This is a genomic window from Bacillota bacterium, assembly GCA_012727955.1.
Classification (GTDB): domain Bacteria; phylum Bacillota; class Limnochordia; order DTU087; family JAAYGB01; genus JAAYGB01.
Genome location: JAAYGB010000008.1, coordinates 151,831 through 158,173 on the forward strand (window position 1 = coordinate 151,831; position 6,343 = coordinate 158,173).

A 6,343-nucleotide genomic window follows, 5' to 3' on the forward strand; every position below is an offset into this window, starting at 1 on the left:
ACAATCACGCAAAGAGAGCCGAACCAATTCTTACCATAGTCGCTCCCTCTTCAACGGCGATGGCATAGTCATTGGACATTCCCATCGACAACTCATCCATGTGCACGCCCGGCATGTTCTGTGCTTTAATCTGCTCCGCCAGCCTGCGCAAACTGCGAAACACCGGTCTGGTGTCCTCAGGATTGGAGTGATGGGGAGCCATGGTCATCAAACCCTTGACCGTCACATGGGGCAGTTGATGTATCCCTTCCAGCACCGAATGCAGCTCCTCTGGCGAAAAGCCGAATTTCGTTGCTTCCCCTGAGACGTTCACTTGCAACAAACACGGCGTGACCTTACCGAGCCTTGCCCCTTGCTTGTCAATTTCCACCAACAATCGCCAGCTGTCAACGGAATGAATCAAATCAACCAGCTGCAGGCAGCGTGCCACCTTATTCCGCTGTAGGTGTCCGATCATGTGAGCGACAAAATTCTTACCTTCCAGTTGAGTTAACTTGGCTTCAGCCGCTTGCACTCGGCTTTCGCCAATGTGGGTAATTCCCGCGTCCAGCAAGGCCTGTATCTCCGGTACATCTACGTACTTAGTGACCGCGACTATCGTCACTTCTTCCGGAGACCGCCCCGCCCGCTCACAGGCCATAGCAATCTGGTTCTTCACAAATTCAACGTTCTTAGCAATACTCATGTCGTAACGACACACCTTCTACCAATCACTATTAGCAAATCTTCGCCATACCGCAATAAATCCAATACCAAAGGGCAATTAACGTAAGACTTTCTGATTTTGTCACAGATATTACAAGTGCTTCTCCAAGCCCAGGGTATAATCCTGCCGCCAGTAAGGTCATTTCTCCCAACAACAAGGGCCAGACACCGCAGCGTCTGACCCCTTCTGACATCCCCTATCTAGCCACCCAGATAGGCCCGTTGTACCCGATCGTCGGCAGCCACCTCTGAGGCCGGCCCCGACAAGGCAATACGACCGTTCTCAATCACATAGGCTTGGTCCGCGATGGAAAGGGCCATATGGGCGTTTTGTTCGACCAACAGCACCGTCATGCCCGCAGCTCTAATTTCCTCGACAATGGCAAATATCTCCCTCACCAACAAAGGCGCCAGTCCCATAGAGGGCTCATCAAGGATCAACAATTGTGGAGCAGACATCAACCCCCGACCCATGGCCACCATCTGCTGCTCCCCGCCGCTTAAGGTACCCGCGGCTTGGTGCCGGCGCTCCTTCAGGCGGGGAAATAGCTCAAAGACCCACTCCAGGTCCCGATTAATCCCGGCGGCGTCCTTGCGCCGATAGGCTCCCAGTTCCAGATTCTCCAATACCGTCATCTCGCCAAAGAGCCGACGCCCCTCTGGAACATGGGAAACACCTTTACTGACAATCCCATGGGGAGACACCCCGGTGATATCCTCGCCTTCCAGGATAATCTTCCCCTGCCTGGGGTGCAGTAGTCCGGAAATCGTTCGCAAAGTTGTGCTCTTGCCGGCACCGTTAGCTCCGATGAGGGTTACAATCTCTCCCCGTTGAACAGAAAGAGACACACCTTTCAGGGCGTGTATCGCACCATAATAGACATTCAGGTCTTTGACTTCCAGCATCTACTTCGCCTCCTGTCCCAGATAAGCTTCGATCACCTTTGGATTGGCCTTAATCTCATCGGGAACTCCTTCGGCGATTTTAACTCCGTAGTCCAAGACCGCAATGCGATCGCAGATCTGCATGACAAACTTCATATCATGTTCGATCAGCAATACCGTCAGGTCAAATCGCTCCTTAACCCACTGGATTAGTTCCAACAACTCAGCGGTTTCCCTGGGGTTCATCCCGGCTGCCGGCTCATCCAACAACAACAGCTTTGGATTGGTGGCCAAGGCCCGGGCAATCTCCAATCGCCGCTGTTGTCCGTAGGGCAAGCTGCCGGCCATCTCATCCCTACGCTGGGCCAGGTCGAAGATCTCCAACAACTCCAGAGCTTCTTGATAGATCTGCCTCTCTCCCCGCAGAAAACGCGGTAATCGACCGATGGCTTCCAAGAGGCCATACTGCGAGCGGGAGTGAAACCCAATGGTAACATTGTCCACTACTGACAGATTTTGGAACAACCTAATGTTCTGAAAGGTACGGGCAACCCCCAGTTGATTTACCTGAAAGGGCTTTAGCCCCACCAAACTCCGGCCCAAGAAGTCGATGGAACCCGACGTAGGGATATACATCCCCGTCAGACAGTTAAAGACGGTGGTTTTCCCTGCTCCGTTGGGGCCAATTAAACCGAAAATCTCCCCGGGGGCCAAGTCCAGATCTAGGCGATTTACCGCCCGCAATCCCCCGAACTGCATTACCAAATTCCTTACAGATAGTAACGTCATTGGAATTCCCCTCCCCGACCGGATCCCCGACCGGACACTTCACTCTGCACCGGCGCCACCGGGGAGTGGGTTTTTCTCCTGCGCACCGGTAACAAGTCCGTCAGTTCCAAATGTCCCAACAAGCCCTGGGGTCGCAGCGGCATCAAAGTCACCAAAATCGCGGAGTAAACGATCATCCGGTACTCGGAAAAGCCCCGCAGTGCCTCCGGAAGGATAGTTAAGGTAGTTGCCGCCAGCACTGAACCCGTCAGGCTGCCCATGCCGCCTAACACAACCATCGTTAGGATTTCAATGGATTTCATGAAAGCAAAGGATTTGGGGTCGATGAACATCTGAAAGTGGGCAAACAAGGCCCCAGCCACGCCGGCAAAGGCAGCACCGATGGCAAAGGCCAACACCTTATATTTCGTGGTGTCAACTCCCATTGCTTCGCTGGCGATCTCATCCTCTCGAATCGAAAAAAGAGCCCTACCATGAGATGAGTTCTTAATATTGCTGATTACTATCAGGGTAAGGATAGCGACCGCCTCGACCCAGAAAAAGGTGGTCTTCGGAGGAATCCCTGGCAGACCTCGAGGCCCACCGGTAAAGGGGAGATTGAGGATCAAGACCCGAATAATCTCTCCAAATCCCAAGGTAGCGATGGCTAAGTAGTCACCCCGGAGTCGCAAAGTCGGCAGGCCAATAACCACGCCCAACAATCCGGCCATCAAGGCCGCAGAGAACAAAGTTACCACAAAGGGCCAGCCAAGGTTGATGGAGATTAGTGCTGAGCCATAGGCTCCCACGGCCATGAATCCCGCGTGACCGATAGAAAACTGACCGGTATAGCCGTTAATTAAGTTGAGGCTGGCAGCCAGAATGATGTTGATTCCTACCAACGTGAGAATGCCGATGAGATAATAGTCAATGTACCAAGTATAAACACCAACATTTACAGCAATTAGGCCAAGGACTAGCAACCCTATAATTCCACGATGAAGCCAAATTCGCCAAGTAGCAGGTTCCCGGGTCATTGCTCTCACCTACCTTCCCTAAACCTTTTCCCGCTGATGCTGTCCCAACAAGCCCGCAGGTTTCAGCAGCAGAATAATGATCAAGACGGCAAAGGCCACGGCATCCTTCCAGCTGGAACTGGCCAGGGCCACCACCGCAACCTCGGCCACTCCCATCAAAAGGCCCCCTAGCATCGCTCCGGGGATACTGCCAATTCCACCGAGAACCGCCGCGACAAAGGCCTTGAGTCCCGACATAACCCCCATCATTGGGTCAATTCGAGTGTAGTAGACGCCAACAAGCACCCCTGCGGCCGCGGCCAAAGCCGAGCCGATGGCAAAGGTAGCCGAGATTACCAAATTAACATCGATCCCCATTAACATTGCGGTGTCCGGATCAGCCGAGGCCGCCCGCATCGCTTTACCGATCTTGGTATGGCGAACAACATAGTGCAGCACAATCATCAAGATCACGCTGATGGCAAGGATCATCACCTGCCGGTTGTCGATCATTACCCCACCCAAGGTCCAGGATCGATAACTGACAACATCGGGAAAGGCTCGGGGATTAGGCTTCCAGACCAACAAGGCCACATTCTGTATCAACAACGACATCCCAATAGCAGTAATCAAAGCAGCTATCCGAGGCGCACCCCGTAAGGGACGATATGCCACCCGCTCAATAACCACGCCGACCACCGCGGCGGTGAGCATTGAGACTACCAAAGCCATGGTAAAGGGCATCTGGAAAATTTCAATGGCAAAAAAACCAGTAAAAGCCCCCAGCATATAAATCTCGCCGTGGGCAAAGTTAATCAGCTTGATGATGCCATACACCATTGTATACCCAAGAGCAATCAGAGCGTAAATACTTCCCAGTGACAGGCCGTTGATTATCTGTTGCACCGCCTGGGCTACCACCTCTTGCACACCAATCACCTACCTCGCTTTTTCACCCTATAAGGTCGACGGCATCCAAGAGTGATTCGTCTTGGATGCCGCCTACAGAACTATCGATGAACTACGGATGAACCGTAGCAACGAACTCCTGTTTTTCGGGGGTCACCTTCAATACCGCTACACTCTTAATTGGATTACGATTCTCATCCATACTCAGCATACCTGTGACTACTTCTAAATCCTTTGTTTCGGCCAAGGCATCCCGGATCGCCCTGGGGTCGGCACTGCCGGCTCGGCGAATTGCATCCACCAGCACCATGGCGGTATCGTAACCTAGAGCAGAGAAGGAAGCCGGTTCCTCACCGTAGGCCTCTCGGTATGCCTTAACGAAGTTCTGTACTCGAGGTGACTGGTCGTCGATGGAGTAGTGGTTGGTGAAGTAGGAGCCGTAGACAGCCTCGCCACCAATGTTGACTAACTCCGGTGAGTCAAATCCGTCGGGCCCCAACAAAGGAGCATCTATGCCCAGCTGCCGGGCTTGACGGGCAATTAGACCCACATCGGTGTAGTAAGCCGGAACGTAGATGGCTTCAGGATTTTGTCCTCTAATCTTGGTTAACTGAGCCCTAAAGTCCTGGTCACCGGCGTTATAGGATTCTCTCACAACCACCTGGCCGCCGAGCTCTTCAAAGGTCTCAACGAAGGCCTTATCCAGACCGATGCTGTAGTCACTGGCGATATTAACCAAGGTGGCCACTCGCCGCAGTCCCAGGTCATTGTAAGCAAATTGGGCCATAATCTGTCCCTGGAAAGAGTCCTTGAAACAAGCGGTAAAAACGTATTCTCCTGCCGAGGTCACGTTATCGGCCGTTGAGGTCGGACTAATCATCGGCACCCGAAATTGCTGTGCCAGCGGGCCCGCGGCCAGACTGTTAGCGCTGATAATCGCACCTACGATGGCCGAAACCCGATCCCGTACAATCAGTTTGCGTACGATGTTGGTTGTCTCGGCGGCATCGCCTTTGTTGTCCTCGTGAATGTACTCAATTCTCATCCCCAACACACCGCCGGCAGCATTAACTTCATCAAAGGCGAGCTTTACTCCGTTGTGGGCCGATTGCCCAAAGGTAGCAACTTCTCCCGTTAGCGGGCCAACGCCCCCAATCTTAATCACATTAGCAGCACCAGCTAGGCTTGAGAATGCCAGAATAAGGCTTAGAACCACCACTAACCCCAGTACTTTTCTCCTCATAAATAATTCCTCCTTTTACTTGTGCCAGCATCCTCAGCCCGTGGCAGATGCCGTGACAGCACCTATTTGCCACCACAGGAATACCCTGGCAGAGATATTTACTCCAGATTATAGTCCACGGGATCCGTGATGTCAATATGATTTTTTGCAGTTTCCCGCCGTCAATGGGTCTGATTCGAATTTTTCCGGCGGATCCTATACGATTTTTGTCAAACAGAGGTGAGAAAATGCCGCTGGCGTGGCCCTTTGCAAAGTCAGGGCCATCTAGCGGCACCAATAGTTAAAAGTGTGTTACACAGGGAATTCTTGGCTATTCCGCGTCCACTAGTTTGGCAATTACCGGGACAAAGGGCAGCGCCAAGGTCGAGGCGGCAATATTGAACATGGTATGGGCGTTGGCAATCTGGGCAGAGGCTCTTGGCGAACAAAGGACAACAAGGTGATGGAATTTGTCGAACCAGGGAAGCACACAAAGCACTGCCACGAGATTGAGCAAAAGGTCTGTCAGGGCCGCTTTCTTGGCCAAGGAATTCATCCCTACACTGGCTAGTAGGGATGTACCCACTGTGCCGATGTTGGCTCCTAGAGTGATGAAAATCCCTAACCTGGGATCCAAAATGCCAGAGCCAACCATCGCGATGACGATTCCCGTTACCGCGGAACTACTCTGAAGCATCAGGGTAACAACTACTCCGATCCCGATGGCATTCAAGGGCCCCGTATTCTGGGCGGCGGGAAAGAGTCTTTGGGCCACCGTGACCCCAAAGGGCGCCAAGGATGCCTGCATCAGCTGCATCCCCATGAAAAGACCACCTAA

5 protein-coding genes and 1 pseudogene are annotated in these 6,343 nt (G+C 52.8%); all 6 read right to left on the minus strand.

What is annotated here, in order from left to right; genetic code table 11:
- Positions 1-4: 4 nt before the first annotated feature.
- Positions 5-685 (minus strand): YggS family pyridoxal phosphate-dependent enzyme, encoded by a 681-nt coding sequence (locus tag GX030_02785; GenBank protein ID NLV91307.1) that lies wholly within the window; start codon positions 683-685, stop codon positions 5-7.
- Positions 686-906: 221 nt separating this feature from the next.
- A pseudogene (locus GX030_02790) lies at positions 907-2,379 on the minus strand (ATP-binding cassette domain-containing protein).
- A complete protein-coding gene (locus GX030_02795; protein ID NLV91308.1) occupies positions 2,376-3,395 on the minus strand; it encodes a branched-chain amino acid ABC transporter permease in 1,020 nt (339 codons plus the stop codon). The pseudogene GX030_02790 and the gene GX030_02795 overlap by 4 nt, the downstream one beginning before the upstream one ends.
- Before the next feature lie 18 nt (positions 3,396-3,413).
- Positions 3,414-4,295, minus strand: a complete 882-nt coding sequence (locus GX030_02800) for a branched-chain amino acid ABC transporter permease (protein NLV91309.1) — start codon at positions 4,293-4,295, stop codon at positions 3,414-3,416.
- 100 nt (positions 4,296-4,395) lie between these two features.
- Positions 4,396-5,526, minus strand: a complete 1,131-nt coding sequence (locus tag GX030_02805; protein NLV91310.1) for an ABC transporter substrate-binding protein — start codon at positions 5,524-5,526, stop codon at positions 4,396-4,398.
- A 310-nt stretch (positions 5,527-5,836) separates the two neighbouring features.
- On the minus strand, positions 5,837-6,343 hold a 507-nt coding region (locus GX030_02810; protein ID NLV91311.1), incomplete at its 5' end, for a Na/Pi cotransporter family protein.

Bases quoted from the DNA above. Each gene is read 5' to 3' on its own strand.
- GX030_02785 (NLV91307.1), bottom strand. From the start codon at position 685: ATGAGTATTGCTAAGAACGTTGAATTTGTGAAGAACCAGATTGCTATG.
- GX030_02805 (NLV91310.1), bottom strand. From the start codon at position 5,526: ATGAGGAGAAAAGTACTGGGGTTAGTGGTGGTTCTAAGCCTTATTCTG.
- GX030_02795 (NLV91308.1), bottom strand. From the start codon at position 3,395: ATGACCCGGGAACCTGCTACTTGGCGAATTTGGCTTCATCGTGGAATT.